Genomic DNA, 19,058 nt, shown 5'->3' on the forward strand with positions numbered 1-19,058 from the left:
TGCGGCGGTTTGGGGGGAAGGCGCGGCATCATGGCATCTCCTCCCGAGCGGAGGCCGGTGCGCCGATCCCCCAGCGGCGCGCTGCCGCGGCAGGTCCTGCAGGTCCCCCTGGACGGAGTGCCATGTCAGCTGAGCAAGCAAATCCCCCGCACAACAGGCAGGGAGAGGGTGCGGTCCCCCGGCCGCGCACGGAATCGCCTCCCGCCGCGCGCGACGAGGGGAGGCCCGTCCCCGCACCGAAACCGACGATCCGCAACGTCGCCGAGCGCGCCGGTGTCTCCAAATCGCTCGTCTCCCTGGTGATGCGGGGGTCACCGCATGTGAGCGAGCGCCGCAGGCAGGCCGTCCTGCAGGCCGCCCGAGAACTCGGCTACCGGCCGAACGCCGTGGCCAGAAGCCTGGTCGAGGGACGCACCAGGCTGATCGGCGCGATCGTCGCCGACCTGCACAACCCGTTCTTCGCCGAGTTCCTCGACGGCCTGCAGGAGAGCCTGCACGGCGCGGGCCTGCGGATGCTCGTCGGCAGCGGCCGCTGGGACCCCATGTTCGAGGCGGAGGCCGTCGAGGCGTTCCTGGAGATGCGGGTGGACGGGCTGGTCCTGCTCAGCGTCGTCCCCGAGAGCCTCAAGGAGGCCGCGGCCAGCGTCCCGGTCGTGGTCGTCGGCGAGCGCGACGTCAGCGGCGTCGACATCGTGGTGGACGACGACGAGCTCGGCGCCAGCCTCGCCGTCGACCACCTCGTCGAGCTGGGCCACCGGCGGATCGCGCACATCGAGGGGGCGCGCTCCACCACCGCGCGCTACCGCCGCGCCGGCTACGAGCGCGCGATGCGCCGGCACGGGCTGGCGGCCGAGGTCGTCGTCGAGCCCGGCGACTTCACCGAGGACGGCGGCTACCGGGCCGCGGGCGCGCTGCTGCGCCGCGACCCCCGTCCCACCGCGATCTTCGCGCCGAACGACCTGGTCGCGACCGGCGCGCTGTCGGCGGCCGACGAGCTGGGGGTACGAATCCCCGGCGAGCTGTCGATCGTCGGCTACGACAACACCCATCTCGCCGCCATCCGCCACATCTCGCTGACCAGCGTGGACCAGCCGCGCCGGGACATGGGACGGGTGGCCGCCGAACTGCTGACCGCGCGCATCGGCGACCCGTCCCGCGCGGCCCGGCAGAACCTGGTCGTCCCGCACCTGGTGGTCCGCTCGACGACGGGACCCGCCCCGTCCGCCTGAGCCCGCCAAGGAACACGTCCCCCCGCCTCGCAAGCGCTCCCCGCCGGCCTCGCCTTCCGCACCGGGCCCGGTCATGCCCGCGTACAGGAAACGGCCGATCGTTCATCGAATCGGTGTGGAGCGGGTAAGGGGCCGGCCAAGCCTGCCGCATTCGCCAGCCCGTGACCCGCCGCGGACGGGTTAATGGGACTCACCGTTCGGCGCCCGGGTCCGGGCGGCCTCGGGGGAGGCCGCCCGGACGGGACGGCGCCGCGCGGGCACGGGGAACGACATTTCATCAGGGGGGTTGGTCTCGTGCGTGATCCGGAACTGGTGTCGTGCGCGCAGCACGCGGCGAGCGAATTGGAACGCGCATGGTCGGAGTGGCGCCACGCGCGCGGCCTGGCCGAGGAGGTCTCGGAGTCCGTCGCCAGCTACGTCGCCCATTCGATCGACCACCCGTGGGGCCGTCCTCGCGTGGTGCTGGGCCTGGACGCGGAAGAGGCCCGCGCCCTCGCCGCCCTCCTGGGCAAGGAGGATCCCCTCGGTTGACCCCCTCGGTCGACCCCTCCGCGCGCACCGGCCGGTTTCCCGGAGTTCGTTTGACGAAGCCTGATCGGTGTGCAGACTGTGTGGGTCCATAACGAACCCATCACGGAGGAAGCGGCCAGTGCGCATTCAACTAGGCGGCCCGGTGGTCGCCGGTATCGCGCTGTGCCTCGGCGCGCTCACCGCGTGCGGGGGATCCTCCGGGACGTCCGCCGGAGAGGGTGAGACGGCGAACCCACCGAAAGCGGGTGCGCCCTCCCTGGCCGGCAAGGCGCCCGCGGCCGCCGGGGGCGACGCGTCCGCGCTGGACGGCAAGGTGATCGTCATCGACCCCGGGCACAACGGCGGGAACGCCGACCACCCGGACGAGATCAACAAGCAGGTCAAGATCGGCAATGGCAGCAAGGCGTGCGACACGACCGGCACCTCGTCCAACGACGGCTACCCCGAGCACGCCTTCACCTGGGACGTCTCCAAGCGGCTCGCGAAGCTGCTGCAAGCCGAGGGCGCCAAGGTCACGCTGACGCGCAAGAACGACAAGGGCGTCGGCCCCTGCATCACCGAACGCGCCGCGATCGCCAACCGGCTGAAGGCCGACGCCGCGGTGTCGATCCACGCCGACGGCAACGCGCGCGCGTCCGCCCACGGCTTCCACATCATCGAGCCGGTCGCGATCCCCAGGAACGCCGATATGGTGCCCGGCTCCCATGAACTGGGCAAGGCCCTCCGCGACGCCTACCGCGACGGTACCGGGATGCCCTACTCCAACTACCTGGGCGAGGACGGCCGGGACCGGCGCAACGACCTCGGCGGCCTCAACATGTCGAAGGTCCCCAAGGTCTTCATCGAGTGCGGCAACATGCGCAACAAGGGAGACGCGGCCAAGTTCGCCGACAAGTCCTTCCGCCAGCGGATCGCCGAGTCCCTGACCGAAGGCTTCAAGACCTACCTGAGCTGACCTGCCTGAACGGACGGGCCTGAACCGACCTGCCTGAACCGACCCCGCCGGTGTCCTGCGGGAGCCCCATGGGCTCTCGCCGAGGGGGCAGGATGGGGGAGTGTCTGATCTTCGGAGGCCCCTTCTTCGTGTCCGCGATGTCCTGCTAGAGGCGGATTACACCGTCGCTGGGGTGCGGGAACTGCTCGGTGCGGTCGCGGGTGGCGCGCTGGCGCGGGACGAGATCGTCCCGGCGTTGCGGGCGACCGGCGGCGGGTCGCCGCTGGAGGTCCTGACGCGGCTGTTCTGGCTGCAGGTGCCGGTGGACGCGGGGGCGATCAAGGCGGACGATCTGGTGGCAGCGGGGCTCGCCGAGGTGTCGGGCGGGCAGGTGCGGGCCCGGCTGCGCGTCGAGCCGCTGGAGGATGTGAGCGGAGACGGGCACGCCGGATACGCCGTGTCCGATCTCGCGGTACGCCCGGGATCGGGAGCCGTCCCGGCGGTCGATCATGTGGTGGGTGCGGGTGGCGCGTCCGGCAATCTTGCGCGGCTGGTTATCCACAGGCCTGTGGACAACATGCTCGATCTCGGGACGGGTTGCGGCGTCCAGGCGGTGCATCTGGCGGGGCGTTCCCCGGCCGCGCGGATCACCGCGACGGACGTCAATCCGCGGGCTCTGGAACTGGCCGCGATGAGCTTCGCGCTCTCCGGCGTGGCCGACGCGGAGTTGCTCCAGGGGTCGCTGATGGAGCCCGTCCAGGGCCGCCGGTTCGATCTCATCGTGTCCAATCCGCCGTTCGTGGTCGCGCCGCCCGGCGACCGGCGCTTCACGTACCGGGAGTCCGGGCTGCCGGGTGACGACTTCTGCCGGCGCCTCGTCGAGAGTGCCCCACGGCATCTGAACGACGGCGGATACTGCCATCTACTGGCGAACTGGCTGCATATCGACGGTGTCCCGTGGGAGGAGCGCGTCGGCTCGTGGGTGGACGGGTGCGACGCGTGGATCGTCCAGCGGGACGTCCAGGATCCGGCGGAGTATGCCGAGTTGTGGCTGAGGGATTCCTGCGAGGCCGGTACGCCGAGGTACCGGGCCCGGTACGACGCGTGGCTCGATCACTTCGAGCGGCAGGGCGTCACCGGCGTCGGCTTCGGGTGGATCACGTTGCGGCGCAGCCAGCGTCCCGCGGTCCAGATCGAGGAACTGCGGCACGCGGTCGAGCAACCGGTCGGCGCCTACGTTGGCGACGTCCTCGACGGCTTCGCCAAGGCCGCCGAGTTTTCCACAGCCTGTGGACAGACGCTGGGCGTCGCGCCGGGCCTCGTCCAGGAACAGGTCGGCCCGCCCGGAGCCGAGAACCCCGAACGGATCGTGCTGCGCCAGACCGGACGCCTCCGCCGCGCGGCCGGTGTCGGGACCGTCGAAGCCGGCCTCGCGGGCGTCTGCGACGGCACCCTGCCCCTCGAACCCCTCCTCGACGCCATCGCCCAACTCACCGGCATGGACCCGGCCCAAGTCCGCGCCCACGCCGACACCGTCCTGCCCGCCCTGATAGCGGACGGCTTCTTCACCTAGGCCCCTTCCGCGTCCCGAGGGGGCGGACCACGGTTTCCATCGCCTGGCCCAGGTCGCGGTAGCGGGCGATCAGGACGGAGAAGCCGATCGCCAGGCAGAGGCCCGCGAGGACCAGCCTGGCCTCCTCGCCCGGCAGGGCGAACTGGACCGCGAACAGCACGAACAGCAGCGCGGCCTCCCACCGCTTGAAGACCAGATCGATGAGCAGGGCCAGCCCGAGGACGGTCTGCGAGGCGGTCAGCAGCACCTCCTCGATCTGCCGGGAGTCCAGCGGCAGCGACCAGCCGCCGCCGCCCGCGCGGTAGGCGAACGGCAGGCAGGCGATCAGCAGCGTCCACTGGTTGACCTTGCAGGACAGCAGCGTCCCGATCGCGTCGGCGTCGCGCAGCCGCCACGCCAGCATGGCCGCCACGAGCAGCACCGGCGCCTCCGCCGCCACCGGCGCGAGCAACTGCACCAGCAGGAACTCGTCGATCCCGAGGGACGCTCCGGTGACCACGAGCGCGTCCCCGAAGCGTGCCGTGGACAGAATCAAGATGACCTTGGCGATGGTGAACCCGGCCACGGCCGCGATCCACCGTTTCCGGCGCGGCAGCGTGACCAGCCACGCCGGTACCCCTTCGGGCGTCCAGGCGTCCTCCTCCCGGCCGCCGCCGGCGACGCGGGCCAGGTACAGGCCGTACACGGCGAGGAGCACGATCGCGATGTACCAGCCGATCTCGCCCGTCAGCGCCGGGATGAAGCCGAGGACGGCCGCCAGCGCCAGGAAACCCAGCTCGACGCGGTGACGCGCGGCCAGCCGGACGTTGCGCCTGCCCGGCCCGCGCGCGGCGTGCCTGCCCGAGCCGCCGCCGCCGGAACGTCCCGACAGCCGCCGGACGCCCAGCGCCAGCGCGACCACGACCAGCGCCCAGCCGAACCCGACGAGAAGCCGGTTCGCGCCCGTCATGGTGGCGGCCGCGTAGGCGCTGTAGCCGGGTCTCGTCCCGCCGGCATACGCGTAGTAGACGTCCACCGCGTACTGGGGCAGCACCGCGACCAGCGCCAGCATCGCCATCGCGAGCGGCCCCGGGATGTCGGCCCGCGCCGTCTCCGCCGCCCACAGCAGCAGGATCGCCGCGGACAGCACCCCGGCTCCGTGGATCAGCACCTCCGCCGAGGCCGCCGGATGCAGCCCGCCCACCCGCGTCACGACCGCCGGAAGCGCGATGACCAGAACGCCCGTGACCCGCACGAGCAACGTCTCACGAGATATCGGCTCGGTCGCACGAGACATCGACTCCCCGGACATACCTGCACAGTGCCCCGCCCCGTCCCGCCGATGTCCGGCACCCGGGCAACCAACAGGCAAAGCCGGGCGGGACGGTCAGCGGCGGGCTTCGTCCAGGGTGCGGAAGGCGCTCTCGCGGAGGCGGCGGGACAGGCCGCGGTTGACGCCGCGCACCCAGAGGGGCCCGCCGTAGATCATCCCGGTGTAGGCCTGGACGAGGGTGGCGCCGGCCCGGACGCGTTCCCACACGTCGTCGGCGGTCTCGACGCCGCCGACCGAGATCAGCGTGAGCCGGCCGCCGGTGCGGGAGCGCAGCCGGCGCAGGACGTCCAGCGACCGCTCCTTCAGCGGCGCGCCGGACAGCCCGCCGGTCTCCTTGACCAGGGCGGGCGGGCTCAGCAGGGCGTCCCGGGCGACCGTGGTGTTGGTCGCGATGATGCCGTCCAGGCCGAGGTCGAGGGCGAGGTCGGCGACCGCGTCGATGTCGTCGTCCGCCAGGTCCGGCGCGATCTTGACCAGGACGGGGACGCGGCGTGCGGACGCGCGGTCCGCGGCCTCGCGCACCGCGGCCAGCAGCGGGCGCAGGTGCTCGACGGCCTGGAGGTTCCGCAGCCCGGGGGTGTTGGGGGAGCTGACGTTGACGACGAGGTAGTCCGCGTGCGGGGCGAGCCGCTCGGTGCTCGACACGTAGTCGGCCGCCGCCGACGCCTCCGGGACGGTCTTCGTCTTGCCGATGTTGGCCCCGACGACCGTCCCGCCGCCGCGGCCGCGCAGCCGCCGCGCGGCGGCCTCCGAGCCCTCGTTGTTGAACCCCATCCGGTTGACGACCGCCCGGTCGGCGGCGAGCCGGAACAGCCGCGGGCGCGGGTTGCCGGGCTGCGGACGTCCCGTCACCGTGCCGATCTCGACGTGCCCGAACCCGAACGCGCCGAGCGCCTCGTACGCGGCGGCGTCCTTGTCGAACCCGGCGGCGAGGCCGAGCGGGCTCGGGAAGTCCAGCCCGAGCGCGTGCACGGCCAGCGCCGGGTCACGGGGCGCGAGCAGCCGCCGCAGCAGCGGGACGGCGCCGGGCACCGACTGGATCGCGCGGAGCCCGCGCAACGTCAGGTGGTGGACGGTCTCGGCCGGGACCCGGGAGATGACCAGTGAGAACAGGAGTCGATACATCGTCCGCAAGTATCTCAGCCGGGCCCGGCCGAAAACCCTTTGAGGGGCCCCGGAGCCGGTGTTTAAGCTGGCCCGCATGATGTTCCACGACTGGGCCACCGCGTGGTGGTCCACTCCGAAGCGCGTTCACCGTGACCGTTCCGTTGCCGGGTCCGGCCGGGACGCGATCGGAGTCTGAACGCTCCGCTCCCGCGGGCCGGACCTGGGTGCACCTGCATGAACCCACCCAAGTCCGACGGGAGAACACCATGGCCAAGAGCCGCCGGAACGGCATGCTGGGCGTAGGCGGCCAGCGCAACAACCTCTCGCGACGCGCGCTGCGCGGCGGGAGGCCACAGGGGTCGGGCAACGGCAGCGACCCCGCCGCCGAGAAGAGGGAACTGCTCCAGAGGATGCGCGAGCGCAACGAGCGCCGCGCCGCTTCGGAGTCCGACACCGGCTCGGAGGAGTAGTTCATTGGGCCGCGCCGGCCTCCCGATGGGGGCCGGCGCGGTTCATCTTCCGCGGAAGGTCCGGCGGAGTTGCAGGCGGACGTCCCGGGCCGTCTCCCGCATCGTCCGGCGGGCGGCGCGGAGCGGATCGCGGACCGAGGCCCGCCACGCCCCGCGGGCCCCCCGCCCCACCGGACGCAGCACGCTCCTCCCGACCCAGCGCGCCGGGTCGACGATCAGGACCCGTCCGGGCAGGACGACGAGAGTGCGCCAGCACCACCGCAGGACGCGGCCCGTGAGGCGCCACGTCCCCACGAACCCGGCCGCGATCGGAGACAGCACGTAACGCCACAGGGTCCGGGCGGGCGCCACGATGAGGATTCGCGCCAGCCATCCCAGCAACCCGCCCACGAGTTTCCACGACCAGGCGACGGCACCCGCGAACGCGCCCCATCCGGCTGCGAGGACGGCCCCGAGTGCGCCGAGGACGAGAAGCGTCCCGCGTCCCAGCCAGGCGAGGCCGTCCCAGACGGCGCGGGCCAGCCACCCGATACCGAGCAGCGGCGGACGCAGCACATAACGCCACACGAACGCGGCCGGGACGATCACCAGCACGGTGAACAGCACCGCGAGCCCTTGGCCCGCAAGGGTCAGCAGCCATACCAGCCCGCGCCCGAGTGCCCGCAGCGGCCGCAGGAGCCCCTGCCCGGCCAGCCAGGCCAGCCCCCGGCCGACCAGGGCGAGGAACCGGCCGATCGGGGTGAGCAGCGCGCGGTAGACCCAGCGGGCCAGGCGTCCGGCCCCGCTTCCGAACCACTTGAGGGCACCGAGGATCAGGACGACGGCGACCCACCGCAGCGGCCGGACCACGAGCAGATCGAGCAGCCCGCCGATCCCGCGCGCGATGGCCGCCACCAGCCGCCCCACCGGGGCGAGCAACCACCGGTAAAGGGCGCCCCCGACCCCGCGCAGCATCCGGCCGATGAGCCTGGCCAGGCGCCCCGGTGCCCGCATCAGGACGTCCCACACCGCCCGCACGCCCCGCGCGACCGCCACCACCAGATCGTGGACGAGCCGCAGCGGCACGACGACGATCAGCGCGATGACCTGCGCGGGGATCACGATCCACGCCGGGCCCCGGCGTTCCCGGGGTGTCTCGTCCCGCCGTTCCCGGGGTGTCTCGTCCCGCCGTTCCTTGCTCAGGTCGATCGGGCCGCCCGCAGGGGAGCCGTCACCGGTCATGATGCCGCCCGCCTCGCGAACCGTCGATGAGAACCACGTGAATAGGACCCGGCCCGCGGCCGCCCGGTTCCGGGGGTTTGAACCCGTGCCAAGGGCATCACCGTACTGCTCCCCGACCGGGAAAGCAGCGCGGCGGCTCCAAAGGCGAAGGCGCGGAGGTCTCGCGGGTCGGTCGGGGTCCGCGATGCCTCCGCGCCTTCTTGTCGTTCGCCTTGTTCGCAGTGCCCATGGATCTGACCGGGGCCGGCCGCGCCCCTGACACTCCTAGTTGATCCCTCTGGGACGATCGAGGCATGTACGAGCGCTTTGCCCACGAGTACGCGAGCCACGCCGAGGACAGCGCCTACAACGCCCTATACGACCGTCCCGCCGTGCTCGGGCTCGCCGGTGACGTCGAGGGGCTGTCGGTCTTCGACGCGGCGTGCGGCCCTGGCCTCTACGCCCGCGAGCTACTGGAACGCGGAGCCCATGTCGCCGGCTGTGATGTGAGCCCGACCTTCGTCGACCTTGCCCAGGCTCGCTGTGACGGCCTCGCCGACCTGCGCGTCCATGACCTGTCGGAGCCTTTGACCTGGGTCCCGGACGGTTCTGCCGATCTGGTCGTCCTCGCCTTGGCCCTGCATTACATCGATGACCGTGTGGCCCTGCTGAGAGAGTTCCGCCGCATTCTGGCGCCGTCCGGTGCGCTGGTCCTGTCGACCGAGCACCCGACGATGGGATGGATGCGCCTGGGCGGCTCCTACTTCGCCGAAGAAGCCGTGGAGGAGTCCTTGAGCCCCACTCAGGACTGGCCGATCCGGGCGTGGCGCCGCTCCTTGACCGCGATATGCGCAGAATTCCGTGAGGCGGGTTTCCTCATCGAGGAACTTCTCGAACCTCGTCCTGTCCCCGAAATGGTCGATCGCTTCCCCGAAGACCACGCCAAGCTGGAGGTGCTTCCGGCCTTCATAGCCTTCCGCCTGGTCCCCGCCTCCGGCGCGGGAGTCAGCCTCTGAGCCCGGCGTATCTCGCCGGTGAAACCCCTACCGCGCCGGTGAAGTCGCGGGTCAGGTGCGACTGGTCGAAATAGCCGAGGTCGTCGGCCAGGGCCGCCCAGTCGATGTGGACGCCCTCTTCGGCGCGGGCCGCGGCCTCGTGGAGGCGTGCCCGGCGAAGAACCCACTTGGGGCTCGCGCCCACGTACTCGGCGAAAAGCCGTTGAAGAGTGCGGACCGAAACGTGCAGGGCCTCGGCCGCCTGATCGACACGGAACAGTGCCGGGTCGGCGGTGATGGCATCGACCATCCCGGCCACCTGCCCGGCGACGGGATCGGGTGCGGGGAGGCCGTCCAGCAGGAATTCCTCGGCCAGTCGCGCCATCGCATCGATGTCGGTGCCGCCGAGCACTTCGCGGCTGGTGTCCTCGACGGCGGGGCTGAAGATGTCCGCGGCGGGAATCCTCCGATCGGCGAGAGCGATGACCGGCCTTGCCGCGAGCGGCCGGAACGCGCCGGGCCGGAACTTCACGCCGAGGACCTGGCCCTGCCCCTCAAGGCGGCGGACGAACAACGTCCGGTCCACGCCGTAGACCAGCGGGGCGGGCTCCTCGAAGACGAGGTGGACGTTCGGGTGGGACAGCACCTTCGTCTCGTACGGCTCCTCGGTGCTCCACCGGACGTGCCAGTAGAACTCGACGAACGGGGCCAGTGCGGGGCCCGGCGCCTTCCGGTTTATGGCGGCGACGGCCTCGTGCTCGCGCGGGTACAGCACCCCGCGTCCCAGATCCCCCACGCGACCAGGATACTTGGCGCGTTTCTCCAAGAGGCGGGGCGGCGGGGATCCGTAGCGTCCGGGGTATGAACGAGAACCACGCCTACATGAAGGAATGCGCCGCCGAGGCCGCCCGCATCGCGCAGGGCGTTCAGCGGGAGCGGCTCGGGGACGCGACGCCCTGCGGCGAGTTCGACCTCCGGACGCTGGTGAACCACCTGGTGCTCTACACCTCTCACGGGCTTGAGCGCCGCGCGCTGCGCGAGGAACTGCCGGACGAGCTCACCGAACGCGACTTCACCGCCGACGCGGCCTGGCCGCAGGAGTACGCGGTCCAGCTCGACCGCGCGGTGGCGGCCTGGGCGGACCCGGCCGTGTGGGACGGCGACATCGGCGGCACCCCGGCCGCGGACGTCGCCGTCATGATGACCTTGGAGATGGCTTTGCACGGCTGGGACGTCGCGAAGGCCACCGGCCAGGAGTACGGCGTCTCGCCGGAGACCGGCGGGTTCGTCCTCCAGGTCGTCGAGAAGTACGCCGAGATGTACCGCCAGTACGACGGTTTCGGCGGCGCCGTGCCCGCCGGCCCGGACGCGCCGCCGTTCGAGCGGGCCGTCGCCGCGTCCGGCCGCGATCCGCACTGGCGGCCGGACGCCGGCTGAGGCGCGTCAGGACTCGGCCGGCGCCACGATGCGCCACTGTCCGACATTGGCGTAACCGGAGTCGTAGATGTCCGATCCGTCGCCCGGCTTCAGCGCGTAGTGGTGAAGGTTGCCGCCCCAGTACCGCAGGATCCGGCCGAGTTCGCGGGCGGCGTCCTCACCCACCACGCCTTCGCTCATGTCGATTTCGAGGATGAACCTCACGTCCCCAACCTTCCGTTGAACTGGCGATTCACCCTCAATTGTTTCATTGAGGCTCGCAGTGAAGGTTTCGCGGCCATTTCCCTGGGTGATGGCCGTTGGACGTTGCCGAAGTCTCAAACCGGTGGCGGGGTGCCTGGCGTCAGCCGGTGCGCTCGCTCCTGATCGCCGCCGGCTCCCTGTCCGCGGTGGCGACGAAGGGGGTGCGTCCGCCGGGCACCGACGTCCGGGTCTCGCCGTCGCTTTCGTACGGGAAGGCGAACGGCAGCCCGGCGGCGGCCATCGCACCCGGACGGTCCATGAGGTGGAAGTGCAGGTGCGGCTCGGAGGAGTTGCCGGAGTTGCCGACCTCGCCGAGGACGTCCCCGGCCCTGACCCGGTCGCCCTTCTCGACGCGGACCGACCCGCGCCGCAGGTGGGCGAAGACCGCGTACACCCCGTCGCCGAGGTCCAGCACCACGGAGTTGCCGACGACGAACCGTCCCGCCGAAAGAGTCAGCAGGGACAGCAGCTGCCGGAAGAGCATCCCCTCGATCGCCAGGTAGACCATGGCGGGCCAGGAGTTGCGGCTCCAGTGGTCGCGCTGCCATCCGCTCGCCTGGACGACGACCCCGTCGGCGGGCGCGAGAACGTCCTGCCCGAACGCCGGGAACGTCTCCGGGCGAGCCGCGAGCGGCCTCTTGCGGAGGGGCTGCCAGACCTCCGCCGGATCCGGCACGTGGACGAGGTCGATCGCGTACGTCTGTCCCAGCTCATGCGTCCCGTGGCTGGGGACCTTGTCGGCGGGGCTGTTCACCGGAACCCAGCGGCCGCGGACGGGGCTGCGCACCAGGAGCGGCTTCCGGCTCGTCCCCCCGCTGGGCACGAAGAACAGCACGAGGCCGCCGACGATCAGCACGAGCCCCGCATAGGAGAGCGCGTTCGCGCCGTGCAGGACCTCGCCGAACGTCAGGACCAGCCCCACGAGGACGAACACCGTCCTGAAGCGCGCGAGTGTTCTGTGCATCTTCCCTCCCCAGGGTTTCAGCGGCGGGCCGCCGCGAGAACGGTGAGAATCGGCACCACGCGTTCGCCGGGAACGCTGTACCGTCCCCGCGCCGTGGTGCGCAGCCAGCCGGCCGCGACGAGCTGGCGCAGATGGTGGTACAGCTGCCCGGTCGTGCCGAGCCGTTCGTGGGCGGCGAGCTCGGCGGTCGTGCGGGCGCCGTGGAGGATCTCCCGGAGCAGCAGCAGCCGCACCGGATGCGCCAGCGCCGAGAGCGTCTCGGCCGCCTGCGACCAGTCGTCGGCCAGCAGGTCGTCCACCGGATGCCCTTGCTGCCACTCGTAGTGCTCACCGGACGGCAACGTCACCGACCCGGTGAACAGCACCGCCCCGGGCTCGTCGACGAGGTCCTTCAGGGCGTTCAGTGCCCAGAACGTCTCGTCGGTCTCCGGGCGTGCGGCCTCCGTCTCCGGACGAGGGCGCACATGCTCCAGCCGACCCACGCGTTCCTCCAACCGCGCGACCCGGTCCTCCAGAGGTTCGTCACCCATGACTTCTAGACTACGTAACTACGTAATTTTTTCAACCGGTGTCTCTGGGGACGCGGATGACCGAGCTTCCGGGGGGCCGGTGCTCAGGTGAGGGTTCGGAGGAAGGTGTCGGCTATCCGCTGGTAGCCGGCAGGGGTCGCGTGGCCGTCGTTGTGGCTGCACTGGTAGGTCCAGGTGCAGATCCGTGCGACGTTCAGCGGGATCGTCCCGTACGGGTCGACGGTGACCTTGGTGGCGAAGTCGTGGCTGTCGAACGCGGCGGCGACGTCGGCGACCTTGAAGCCGCCGGCCAGGTAGACGCCTCGTTCCCAGGTGTTGAACACCTCCAGCACCGGCACCGAGGCGATCGCCGTGGCCTTCCCGGCCGGGCCGGTCACCCAGGAGGCCAGGCCCGGGTTGTAGTACGTCATCCCCGCGTAGGCCGGGGTGTCGCCGCCCGCCAGCCGCAGCTTCGTGGTGATCTGCGGCAGGTTGGCGATGATCGCGCCCACGCCCTGCAGACCGCACGCGATGTCGCCCTCAAGCACGCAGCTCGTGTCGTTGGCACCGATGTTGAGGGTGACGTGGCGCACCTGGCCGGGATGCTCCTCAAGAAACGCGACGGCGGCGTCCATTTGAGAACCGGCGGGATAGGAGCAGATCCCGCCTTCGAGCATGGTCGTGGTCGTCTCGCCCGGACATCCCAGCTTGACCAGTTCCAGGTCGGGATTCTCGGCCTTCAGCGCCGCGTACAGCCGGTCGGGGTAGCCCTCGTCGGTGGGGCCCTGTCCCGGCTGGGCACCCACGGACAGCGAGTCGCCCACGGACAGGTAGTACTCCGGAGAAGCCGCATGGACGGGAGGCCCGAGCCAGAGGGCGAGCAGGACGGTGACGGCGATTGACGCGACTCTGACCAGGCGCACGTGCGCTCCAGGGAACTGGGGGAACACCGGAAAGCGCTATGAATTATCACGGCGCAATGCCGCGCTGTACATGGCGCCGGATGAGCTTTCCCCGGCCCCATTTCTAAAACAACCAACACCGCACGGAGAACGCCATGAGTCGCCGGGCGGTGCCAGCAGTGATCGGGGTGGTGTCAGGTGAGCTTCTTGACGAGCAGTTCGAACTCGAGGTCGTCCCGTTTGGGCAGGCCGAACCGCTCGTCGCCGTACGGGAACGGGCTCGTTTCGCCGGTGCGGACGTAGCCGCGCCGGACGTACCAGGCGATCAGCTCCTCGCGGGCGGTGATCACCGTCATGCGCATCTCGCTCGCGCCCCACTCGTCGCGTGCGAGTCGTTCGGCCTCGGCGAGGACCTGCTTGCCGAGCCCGCCGCCCTGGACGCCTGGGGAGACGGCGAACATGCCGAAGTAGGCGTGGCCGTCACGGTTCTCCAGCTGGCAGCAGGTGACCAGGGCGCCGTCCACTTCTGCGACCAGCATCCCGCCGTCGGGGTTGTTCACCACTGCGGTGACGCCCTCGGGATCCGTGCGCTGGCCGCCCAGGAGATCGGCTTCGGTCGTCCACCCGGCACGGCTCGCGTCGCCGCGGTAGGCGCTCTCGATGAGCCTGACGAGGGCCGGGACGTCGGCCGCCGTGGCAGTGCGGAAAGTCGCCTTGAGAGGTCGCATCGAGACGAACCTAGCGCAGGCCGTGATGGTTCGTGTTTGTCCCCCGTGCGAGCTACCGGCGAATGTCCACTGTGCGGTGACGATTCAGGGTTGGTCGACTACATAGCGTTCCTTCCTGGTCGAGGGCGTTCGGCTCGCCCGAGGCGCCTCGCGTCAATTCGCTCACTGGAGGACTTCGTGCTTCGCAAGATCAAGGCTCCCGTTGTGATCGCTCTCTGCTGCGCCGCCGTCGGTGCGGGACTCACCGGTTGCGACGGCGATACGATGGATGACTGGGACCCGCTCGCCTCCACGAAGAAGCCGGACGGCTTCTCCGGGACCAAGAAGATCGATGTCGACGGGAAGTCGGTCAACGTGTCCTGCTCGGGCGACGCGGCGAAAGGCGGGCCGGTCGTCGTCCTGATGCACGGAGGGGGCGATGGTCTGGGCAAGATGGCCGCTCTCCAGAAGACCGTGAGCAAGAACAACCGGGTCTGTTCCTACGACCGGCTAGGCGCGGGCGCGAGTGACAAGCCTGCGGGTCCGCAGAGCTTCGACAGCACGGGGAAGGTCCTGACCGGGGTGCTGGACCAGATCGCCGGCGACGGTCCGGTCGTCCTGGCCGGGCACTCGCTGGGCGGCTTGATCGCCGCCAGGTACGCCCCCGACCACCAGAAAAGGGTCAAGGGCCTGGTCCTGCTGGACGCCACTCCGTCGACGATGGTCGCCGACATCACGAAGACCATTCCCGCCAACGCCAAGGGGCCGGGGGGCCAGGTGCGCGCCCAGAACCTCGCGGTCTTCCAGGGGCAGAACCCGGAGAAGCTCGTCATCAAGGACGGGGAGGTCCGTTCCGCCGGGAACATCCCGGTCGAGGTCATCCGGCACGGGAAGCCGTACCTCGCGGCCATCCCGCAGTACGGGCAGCAGCTGGAGCGGGCGTGGTCCGAGGGCCAGCGCAAGTGGCTCGCGCTGTCCGGCGGCAGCAAGCTGAGCAAGGCGGCGAAGAGCGGGCACTACATCTACGTCGACCAGCCCGATGTGGCGGTCAAGGCCATCGAGCGCGTCGCCTCGGAGACCGCCGCGTAGCCGGCGGGAGTGGGGTGTGCCTTCCCGCCGGGATCACGTTTCGTGGTCTCGGCGGGACCGCGATCGGGTCCGCGATCGGCCCACGTCCGGCGACCCGCGTCCACCTCTTCCGGAGCCGGGCCCCGGGTTGCGGGCCATCAATCTGGATGTTTAGTATCCAGATTATGCGGATGAGCGAGGGCGTCGAGTGGGCGCTTCACAGCTGCCTCAACCTGACCTGGCTGGATTCGGGTGAGGCGGTGACGGCGGCGCGGCTGGCGAAGTTCTACGAGCTGCCCACGGCCTACCTGAACAAGCAACTGCAGGCGCTCGCCCGCGCCGGGATCCTCGCCTCCACGCCGGGGCCGCGGGGCGGGTTCCGGCTCGCGCGGCGGCCCGAGGACATCACGATGATGGACGTGGTGACCGCGATCGAGGGGGCGGACGGCGCGTTCCGCTGCGAGGAGATCCTGCGGCGGAGGCCGGGTGACCATGAGGGCGCCGACTACCGCAGGACCTGCGCCGTCTCCCAGTCCATGCGGCGGGCGGAACTCGCCTGGCGCAGGGAGCTGGCCGCGGTGACGGTCGCCGACCTCAAGGAGACCGTGGAGAAGCGGGACCCGGCCGTGCCCGGCAACACCCGCAACGGGTTCGCGAACCTGCGTACCTGATCTTGGAGGCCGACCGCCCGGGGCCGTCGTCCGTCCGAATTCTAGATAAGAAACATCCAGATTAGGAGGCCGTCATGCACGCACGTATGAACATCCGGAAGTCCGCCGCCGCGGGCTACAAAGCCTTGTTCGCGGTGGAGTCGTATGTCGAGGGCAGCGGCGTCCCGCACAGCACGCTGTTGCTGGTCAAGCTGCGGGTGAGCCAGATCAACGGCTGCGCGTTCTGCGTGCACATGCACTCCCGCGACGCCAAGAAGGCCGGGGAGACCGACGAGCGGCTCTGGTCGGTGGCGGCCTGGCGCGAGGCGCCGTTCTACACCGGCGAGGAGCGGGCGGCGCTGGCGCTGGCCGAGTCCGCCACGCGGATCACCGACAACCCGGACGGGGTTCCGGACGACGTCTGGAACGAGGCCGCCGACCACTACGACGAGGAGTCCCTCGCCGGCCTGGTCATGGCGATCGCCGCCATCAACACCTGGAACCGCCTCAGCGTCACCGTCCGCACCCCCGTCGCCTGATCGGATTCGCCATGCCGCACTCCATTTCCAATCCTTCCGGCCTGCACAAGCCCGCGACCTACAGTCATGTGGCGACCGCCTCCGGGGAACTGGTCTTCATCGCCGGCCAGTACGCCTCGGACGGCAACGGCCAAGTCGTTTCCACGGACTTCGCCGAGCAGGTACGGCAATCCTTCGCCAACCTGCGCACCGCATTGGCGTCGGTGGGGCTCGATTTCGAGCACGTCGTACAGCTGCGTTCGCACATAGTCGCGCACGACAGCGACAAGCTCGCGGTCCTTGGCAAACGCATCATCGAAATCTGGGGGGAAGAGCCGCCGACGCAGACCCTTTCCGGCGTCGCCGCGCTGGCATACCCCGGCATGCTGTTCGAGGTCGACGCGATCGCCGTCCACCCCTGACCTGGCCGCCCTACTGGTCGATCTTCCAGTCGGCGCCGATCGGCTGGACGATCGCCCAGTAGCGCCGGAAATGGCATTTGGACATCTTCCAGCGGCCGTCCTCGACGACGTACTCGTCGTCGTACTCGCCGGTGCTGACCGACTCGGTGTTGTCCAGCAGGTTCACCTGCCGGAACTTCAGCGTCCAGCGGCCCGACGCCGTATCCGCATCGTGGACGGTGATGTCCGGATGCATCGCGTGGTGCATGTCCAGGATCACGTTCTCGCCGTCGACCTGCCGCAGGGCGATCGACTCGAACACCTTGACGATGCCGTCGGCGTCGTCGAACCGGCCGAGCCGCCCGAAGTCGATGGACGCGCCGGAGGTGACGAAGCACGCCCGGAATCCCTCCGGGTCCTTGGCGTCGCAGGCGCGCAGGTAGCGGTGCTTGAGCGCCTTGATGGCCTCGACCGCCTCCAGCCGGGCGATTCGCCCGGCGAGGTCGTGGCTGACCGGGTGCTGCGACATGGTGGCTCGCCTTCGAACGCGTGACGCCTCGTCCCCCGATGATCGGGTCCACGAAGCCGAGCCGCCCGCCGGCGTCCCGGTGACCGGGAGCCCGCGCCGTGCGCCGTCGCCTGAAAATGACAAATGGCAAGGAGATTTCGTCCTCCTTGCCATTCTCAATTTATAGCGCACATGGGGGCTTGTGGCAAGACCCGGGTCGTGTTGCAGAATCGTCAGCCGTGGCCAGGACCTGCGGAAATCAGGGCTCGCCGAGCCTGGGCAGAGGGCGGACGGGGTGTGCCCGCCGGATCGCGCGGGGGCCTGGCCGGAGGCAAGCGAAATGGGGGCTCATGTTCGACGTGATCATTGCCGGCGGCGGACCGACCGGCCTGATGCTGGCGAGCGAACTGCGGCTGCGCGGCGTGCGCGCGGTCGTGCTGGAGAAGGACGCGGAGCCGACCAAGGTCGTCCGCGCGCTCGGCCTGCACGTGCGCAGCATCGAGGTGATGGCCCAGCGCGGACTGCTGGACCGGTTCCTCGCCCTTGGCAAGCAGTACCCGCTCGGCGGCTTCTTCGCCGGCATTCCCAAGCCGCATCCGGACCGGCTGGACACCGCGCACGGGTACGTCCTCGGCATCCCGCAGACGACCATCGATCGCCTGCTGAACGAGCACGTCACCGGGATCGGCGTCGAGATCCGGCGCCGCTGCGAACTGGTCGGGCTGACCCAGGACGGGGACGGCGTGACCGCCGAACTGGCCGACGGCACGCGGCTGCGCTCGCGCTACCTCGTCGGCTGCGACGGGGGACGCAGCACGGTGCGCAGGCTGCTGGGCGTCGGCTTCCCCGGGGAGCCCGCCGGGACCGAGTGGCTGCTGGGCGAGATGGAGGTGACGGAGGATCCGGAGAAGCTCGCCGCCGTGGTGGCCGACGTCCGCAAGACCGAACTGGGCTTCGGCGTCGGGCCCATCGGGGACGGGGCGTACCGCGTCATCGTGCCCGCCGAGGGAGTGACCGAAGACCGCACGTTCCCGCCGACCTTCGGGGAGGTCCGGCGGCGGTTGCGGGACGTCGCGGGCACCGACTTCGGCGCGCACTCACCGCGCTGGCTGTCCCGCTTCGGCGACGCCACCCGGCTGGCCGCGCGCTACCGGGTCGGCCGGGTGCTGCTGGCCGGCGATGCGGCGCACGTTCATCCGCCGCTCGGCGGGCAGGGGCTCAACCTCGGCATCCAGGACGCGTTCAACCTCGGCTGGAAACTCGCCGCCGCGGTGGACGGCTGGGCACCGGAAGGGCTGCTGGACAGCTACCACACCGAACGGCACCCGGTGGCCGCCGACGTGCTGGACAACACCCGCGCCCAGACCGTGCTGATGTCCACCGAGCCGGGACCCCAGGCGGTCCGACGGCTGGTGTCGGAATTGATGGACTTCGAGGACGTGAACCGGTACCTGATCGAGAAGATCACCGCGATCGGGGTCCGCTACGACTTCGGCGGAGGGCATGAACTGCTCGGCCGGAGGATGCGGGACGTGGAACTCAAGCGCGGCCGCCTCTACGAGCTGATGCACGGCGGCCGCGGGCTGCTGCTCGACCAGACCGGCCGGCTCTCGGTGGCGGGCTGGGCGGACCGGGTCGACCACGTCGTCGACATCAGCGAGGAACTGGACGTCCCCGCGGCGCTGCTGCGGCCGGACGGTCATGTGGCATGGGTCGGCGACGACCAGCAGGAGCTGCTCGGCCGCCTGCCCACGTGGTTCGGCGCACCCGTCGGCTGAGGGCCGGCGCCACGCTTCAGGG

General features: G+C 70.7%; 22 protein-coding genes. 12 read left to right on the forward strand and 10 right to left on the reverse strand.

Annotated features, from left to right (window positions below; all coding sequences use genetic code 11):
* Positions 1–122: 122 nt before the first annotated feature.
* The 4 genes from E1285_RS09885 (at position 123) to E1285_RS09900 (ending at position 4,267) form a co-directional block, all read left to right on the forward strand.
* A complete protein-coding gene (locus tag E1285_RS09885) occupies positions 123–1,229 on the forward strand; it encodes a LacI family DNA-binding transcriptional regulator (RefSeq protein WP_243722688.1) in 1,107 nt (368 codons plus the stop codon).
* A 294-nt stretch (positions 1,230–1,523) separates the two neighbouring features.
* Complete coding sequence (locus tag E1285_RS09890; RefSeq protein WP_131877713.1) at positions 1,524–1,760, forward strand: hypothetical protein; 237 nt, start codon at positions 1,524–1,526, stop codon at positions 1,758–1,760.
* 118 nt (positions 1,761–1,878) lie between these two features.
* Complete coding sequence (locus E1285_RS09895; RefSeq protein WP_243722690.1) at positions 1,879–2,715, forward strand: N-acetylmuramoyl-L-alanine amidase; 837 nt, start codon at positions 1,879–1,881, stop codon at positions 2,713–2,715.
* A gap of 100 nt (positions 2,716–2,815) precedes the next feature.
* Positions 2,816–4,267, forward strand: coding sequence for a class I SAM-dependent methyltransferase (locus tag E1285_RS09900; RefSeq protein WP_132150366.1), 1,452 nt, complete (start codon positions 2,816–2,818; stop codon positions 4,265–4,267).
* Here the strand turns inward: E1285_RS09900 and E1285_RS09905 are convergent.
* The gene (locus E1285_RS09905; RefSeq protein ID WP_132150368.1) at positions 4,260–5,543 is read right to left on the reverse strand and encodes a sodium:proton exchanger; all 1,284 of its coding nucleotides are present in this window, start codon (positions 5,541–5,543) and stop codon (positions 4,260–4,262) included. The two genes, E1285_RS09900 and E1285_RS09905, sit on opposite strands and share 8 nt — an antisense overlap.
* Positions 5,544–5,633: 90 nt before the next feature.
* Positions 5,634–6,704: a quinone-dependent dihydroorotate dehydrogenase gene (locus tag E1285_RS09910; protein WP_132150370.1), complete on the reverse strand. Its 1,071-nt coding sequence runs from the start codon at positions 6,702–6,704 to the stop codon at positions 5,634–5,636.
* Between the two features lie 248 nt (positions 6,705–6,952).
* Here E1285_RS09910 and E1285_RS09915 point away from each other — a divergent pair, with 248 nt between their 5' ends.
* Positions 6,953–7,156 carry a DUF6243 family protein gene (locus tag E1285_RS09915; protein ID WP_207946510.1) on the forward strand — a complete coding sequence of 68 codons (204 nt, stop codon included), beginning with the start codon at positions 6,953–6,955 and terminating at the stop codon, positions 7,154–7,156.
* 42 nt (positions 7,157–7,198) lie between these two features.
* Here E1285_RS09915 and E1285_RS09920 read toward each other — a convergent pair whose 3' ends face one another.
* The gene (locus E1285_RS09920) at positions 7,199–8,377 is read right to left on the reverse strand and encodes a hypothetical protein (protein WP_132150372.1); all 1,179 of its coding nucleotides are present in this window, start codon (positions 8,375–8,377) and stop codon (positions 7,199–7,201) included.
* Between the two features lie 293 nt (positions 8,378–8,670).
* On the opposite strand from E1285_RS09920, the gene E1285_RS09925 reads away from it, so the two are divergent.
* Positions 8,671–9,372, forward strand: a complete 702-nt coding sequence (locus E1285_RS09925) for a class I SAM-dependent methyltransferase (RefSeq protein WP_132150374.1) — start codon at positions 8,671–8,673, stop codon at positions 9,370–9,372.
* On the opposite strand, the gene E1285_RS09930 is transcribed toward E1285_RS09925, so the two are convergent.
* The gene (locus E1285_RS09930; protein ID WP_132150376.1) at positions 9,362–10,147 is read right to left on the reverse strand and encodes an AraC family transcriptional regulator; all 786 of its coding nucleotides are present in this window, start codon (positions 10,145–10,147) and stop codon (positions 9,362–9,364) included. The genes E1285_RS09925 and E1285_RS09930 overlap by 11 nt on opposite strands.
* 65 nt (positions 10,148–10,212) lie before the next feature.
* Between E1285_RS09930 and E1285_RS09935 the strand changes: the two genes are divergently transcribed.
* Positions 10,213–10,788 carry a TIGR03086 family metal-binding protein gene (locus E1285_RS09935; protein ID WP_132150378.1) on the forward strand — a complete coding sequence of 192 codons (576 nt, stop codon included), beginning with the start codon at positions 10,213–10,215 and terminating at the stop codon, positions 10,786–10,788.
* A 6-nt stretch (positions 10,789–10,794) separates the two neighbouring features.
* Here E1285_RS09935 and E1285_RS09940 read toward each other — a convergent pair whose 3' ends face one another.
* The 5 genes from E1285_RS09940 to E1285_RS09960 form a co-directional block, all read right to left on the reverse strand.
* The gene (locus E1285_RS09940) at positions 10,795–10,992 is read right to left on the reverse strand and encodes a hypothetical protein (protein WP_132150380.1); all 198 of its coding nucleotides are present in this window, start codon (positions 10,990–10,992) and stop codon (positions 10,795–10,797) included.
* 139 nt (positions 10,993–11,131) lie between these two features.
* Positions 11,132–11,995: a M23 family metallopeptidase gene (locus E1285_RS09945; RefSeq protein ID WP_132150382.1), complete on the reverse strand. Its 864-nt coding sequence runs from the start codon at positions 11,993–11,995 to the stop codon at positions 11,132–11,134.
* 17 nt (positions 11,996–12,012) lie between these two features.
* Positions 12,013–12,525 (reverse strand): helix-turn-helix domain-containing protein, encoded by a 513-nt coding sequence (locus E1285_RS09950; protein WP_132150384.1) that lies wholly within the window; start codon positions 12,523–12,525, stop codon positions 12,013–12,015.
* Between the two features lie 83 nt (positions 12,526–12,608).
* Complete coding sequence (locus E1285_RS09955) at positions 12,609–13,427, reverse strand: SGNH/GDSL hydrolase family protein (RefSeq protein WP_243722691.1); 819 nt, start codon at positions 13,425–13,427, stop codon at positions 12,609–12,611.
* Positions 13,428–13,600: 173 nt separating this feature from the next.
* Entirely contained in the window at positions 13,601–14,134 is a 534-nt protein-coding gene (locus E1285_RS09960) for an N-acetyltransferase (protein WP_132150386.1), read from the reverse strand.
* A gap of 264 nt (positions 14,135–14,398) precedes the next feature.
* On the opposite strand from E1285_RS09960, the gene E1285_RS09965 reads away from it, so the two are divergent.
* The 4 genes from E1285_RS09965 (at position 14,399) to E1285_RS09980 (ending at position 16,771) form a co-directional block, all read left to right on the forward strand.
* Positions 14,399–15,202 (forward strand): alpha/beta hydrolase, encoded by an 804-nt coding sequence (locus tag E1285_RS09965; protein WP_132150388.1) that lies wholly within the window; start codon positions 14,399–14,401, stop codon positions 15,200–15,202.
* A gap of 170 nt (positions 15,203–15,372) precedes the next feature.
* Positions 15,373–15,852, forward strand: coding sequence for an Rrf2 family transcriptional regulator (locus E1285_RS09970; protein WP_243722692.1), 480 nt, complete (start codon positions 15,373–15,375; stop codon positions 15,850–15,852).
* A 74-nt stretch (positions 15,853–15,926) separates the two neighbouring features.
* Positions 15,927–16,370, forward strand: coding sequence for a carboxymuconolactone decarboxylase family protein (locus tag E1285_RS09975; RefSeq protein ID WP_132150392.1), 444 nt, complete (start codon positions 15,927–15,929; stop codon positions 16,368–16,370).
* Between the two features lie 11 nt (positions 16,371–16,381).
* The gene (locus E1285_RS09980; protein ID WP_132150394.1) at positions 16,382–16,771 is read left to right on the forward strand and encodes a RidA family protein; all 390 of its coding nucleotides are present in this window, start codon (positions 16,382–16,384) and stop codon (positions 16,769–16,771) included.
* Between the two features lie 10 nt (positions 16,772–16,781).
* Here E1285_RS09980 and E1285_RS09985 read toward each other — a convergent pair whose 3' ends face one another.
* Positions 16,782–17,279 carry a nuclear transport factor 2 family protein gene (locus tag E1285_RS09985; protein WP_132150396.1) on the reverse strand — a complete coding sequence of 166 codons (498 nt, stop codon included), beginning with the start codon at positions 17,277–17,279 and terminating at the stop codon, positions 16,782–16,784.
* Between the two features lie 329 nt (positions 17,280–17,608).
* Here E1285_RS09985 and rox point away from each other — a divergent pair, with 329 nt between their 5' ends.
* Complete coding sequence (gene rox, locus E1285_RS09990) at positions 17,609–19,036, forward strand: rifampin monooxygenase (protein WP_132150398.1); 1,428 nt, start codon at positions 17,609–17,611, stop codon at positions 19,034–19,036.
* The last annotated feature ends 22 nt before the right edge of the window (positions 19,037–19,058 follow it).

Origin of the sequence: Actinomadura sp. 7K507 (genome assembly GCF_004348425.1) — a bacterium.
In the GTDB taxonomy this organism is placed as follows: domain Bacteria; phylum Actinomycetota; class Actinomycetes; order Streptosporangiales; family Streptosporangiaceae; genus Spirillospora.

What these genes read in the sequence shown, in the direction of transcription:
- E1285_RS09885 (WP_243722688.1), top strand. Translation starts at nt 123, where the DNA reads ATGTCAGCTGAGCAAGCAAATCCCCCGCACAACAGGCAGGGAGAGGGT.
- E1285_RS09905 (WP_132150368.1), bottom strand. Translation starts at nt 5,543, where the DNA reads ATGTCTCGTGCGACCGAGCCGATATCTCGTGAGACGTTGCTCGTGCGG.
- E1285_RS09910 (WP_132150370.1), bottom strand. Translation starts at nt 6,704, where the DNA reads ATGTATCGACTCCTGTTCTCACTGGTCATCTCCCGGGTCCCGGCCGAG.
- E1285_RS09915 (WP_207946510.1), top strand. Translation starts at nt 6,953, where the DNA reads ATGGCCAAGAGCCGCCGGAACGGCATGCTGGGCGTAGGCGGCCAGCGC.
- E1285_RS09920 (WP_132150372.1), bottom strand. Translation starts at nt 8,377, where the DNA reads ATGACCGGTGACGGCTCCCCTGCGGGCGGCCCGATCGACCTGAGCAAG.
- E1285_RS09925 (WP_132150374.1), top strand. Translation starts at nt 8,671, where the DNA reads ATGTACGAGCGCTTTGCCCACGAGTACGCGAGCCACGCCGAGGACAGC.
- E1285_RS09935 (WP_132150378.1), top strand. Translation starts at nt 10,213, where the DNA reads ATGAACGAGAACCACGCCTACATGAAGGAATGCGCCGCCGAGGCCGCC.
- E1285_RS09945 (WP_132150382.1), bottom strand. Translation starts at nt 11,995, where the DNA reads ATGCACAGAACACTCGCGCGCTTCAGGACGGTGTTCGTCCTCGTGGGG.
- E1285_RS09950 (WP_132150384.1), bottom strand. Translation starts at nt 12,525, where the DNA reads ATGGGTGACGAACCTCTGGAGGACCGGGTCGCGCGGTTGGAGGAACGC.
- E1285_RS09960 (WP_132150386.1), bottom strand. Translation starts at nt 14,134, where the DNA reads ATGCGACCTCTCAAGGCGACTTTCCGCACTGCCACGGCGGCCGACGTC.
- E1285_RS09965 (WP_132150388.1), top strand. Translation starts at nt 14,399, where the DNA reads ATGGATGACTGGGACCCGCTCGCCTCCACGAAGAAGCCGGACGGCTTC.
- E1285_RS09970 (WP_243722692.1), top strand. Translation starts at nt 15,373, where the DNA reads ATGAGCGAGGGCGTCGAGTGGGCGCTTCACAGCTGCCTCAACCTGACC.
- E1285_RS09975 (WP_132150392.1), top strand. Translation starts at nt 15,927, where the DNA reads ATGCACGCACGTATGAACATCCGGAAGTCCGCCGCCGCGGGCTACAAA.
- E1285_RS09980 (WP_132150394.1), top strand. Translation starts at nt 16,382, where the DNA reads ATGCCGCACTCCATTTCCAATCCTTCCGGCCTGCACAAGCCCGCGACC.
- E1285_RS09985 (WP_132150396.1), bottom strand. Translation starts at nt 17,279, where the DNA reads ATGTCGCAGCACCCGGTCAGCCACGACCTCGCCGGGCGAATCGCCCGG.
- rox (WP_132150398.1), top strand. Translation starts at nt 17,609, where the DNA reads ATGTTCGACGTGATCATTGCCGGCGGCGGACCGACCGGCCTGATGCTG.